1 protein-coding gene and 1 pseudogene are annotated in these 1,627 nt (G+C 62.8%); one reads left to right on the top strand and one right to left on the bottom strand.

The genetic code is table 11. The features are described from left to right. Positions 1–45 precede the first annotated feature (45 nt). Positions 46–363: pseudogene (locus ACZ5CR_RS44755) on the bottom strand (ATP-binding protein); the annotation flags it as partial. A 217-nt stretch (positions 364–580) separates the two neighbouring features. Between ACZ5CR_RS44755 and ACZ5CR_RS44750 the strand changes: the two are divergent. After that, positions 581–1,627 (top strand): hypothetical protein (locus tag ACZ5CR_RS44750; RefSeq protein WP_468869297.1); only part of this gene is annotated, 1,047 nt, incomplete at its 3' end.

The raw sequence follows: 1,627 nt of genomic DNA, 5'->3' as shown, positions 1-1,627 counted from the left end.
AGATTCGCTGACGGCAGAGGGGGCGGAAGCAGCCGCCTGAGCCGGTCAGTCGAAGCGGATGTGCCGCGCTCCGGTCCATGCCCGGCGCAGGCGCTCCAGGCACAGATCGAGCTTCGACACGGCGAAGCTCTCGCGGCGCAGCGGGGCGTCCTTGCCGGCCACCACGCGCACCGCGTGCCCGAAGCCGCGCTCGCGCAGGCGTCGCAGGACCGTGCGGTGGTCGGCGAGAAGCGCGAAGTGCCGTACGTCGTGCCCGCGTTCACGCAGGCGTCCGACGGTCTCCTGGAAGTAGGCGGGCTCCACGACGGTCATCGGCACGATCACCGTGCCGCCGTGCTTGGTGAGGGCCAGGTCGAGGACCTCGTACGGCTTCTTCGACGACCGGTCGGGGGGGGACTGGCTGATGACGTCCGTGCGGTCGACGCGGAAGTCGTGGGCCCGGACCAGGCAGCACTGGAGCAGATGCCGGCCGGATTCGAGCCCAGCGGCGGCGGACACTAGCCCGCGCCGCGACCCCCTCGCTGGATTTGCGACTGACTCCCGGCGGCGCTCCAATGGAAGTGGAGCCGGAGGGCAACTGATGAAGGAAAAAACGGATGCTCAAGGCGACGTAGCGGTACACGAGAGTAACTCCTGGGGGCAGCGGATTACGGCCCATATCGCTGACCTGCAAGGTCAGATCAACGGATTCGGCAAGCAGCCCCCTGGTAAGTCTTCGCATGACTCTGAGATTGTCCAAAAAGCCACGATGCAACTTAAGGCGGCCAGGGATTCTCTGCAAGAGAGTAACCCCTGGTCGCGATTTACTGGCGGGCCAACTGATCGAGCGCTGGCGAATGTTCATGAGGCCGAAGTTGCGATCCTGCGCATCGCGCCACAGGAGGAGTTGCGCTGGAAGGGGTTGTCTGTTCTTGTGCAGGCCCGCTTGCACCTCGATCCTGAAGATCTGCGCTTGCGGCAGCTTGAAGAACTGTTGCTGCCGGATGGGAAATATACGCAACTCGTGGAAGCTGACCGAGAGTTGGCCGTTAGCGCTCTGCATGCTTCCTACCAGGCAGAAGAGGCGGAGAGGGCGAAGGTCCGTAGTTTCACCCACATCGTGTGCGCGGCGACCACCGCAATGGCATTGATTGCCATCGGCTTCGCTGCGTGGGCTTTCATGGAGCCGGCCATCGGTAAGCTCTTCTGCTTCCCTGAAGACCCTGACGTACCAAAGGCTCCAGCGACCGTTTGCCCGTTCGACGGGGCGTCAAGCTGGGAAAGCGTTTGGTTCATTGAGTTCATTGGTCTGCTTGCGGCAGCCGTCGCCGGCGCAGTCTCCTTGCGAAGGATTCGAGGAAACTCCGGTCCTTACCATGTTGCAACGAGCTTGCTCCTGCTTCGACTTCCAGTTGGGGCGCTGACCGCAGTGATAGGGATCGTACTGCTCAGCGGCAGGTTCTTCCCGGGACTGACGGCCCTTGATACCCCGACGCAGATCATTGCTTGGGCGATCGCTTTCGGAATCCTGCAAGAGGCTGTAACCCGTACAGTCGACCAGCAAGGGCAGCTGCTCCTGGACAATGTCAGAGTTCCGGGGCGTGATCCGGAAGTGCACGTTGAAAAGAGGCACGGCAGTAGACCTGGG

Source organism: Streptomyces sp. NPDC031274 (assembly GCF_055570235.1).
This window is presented reverse-complemented; position numbering and strand designations above follow the sequence as displayed.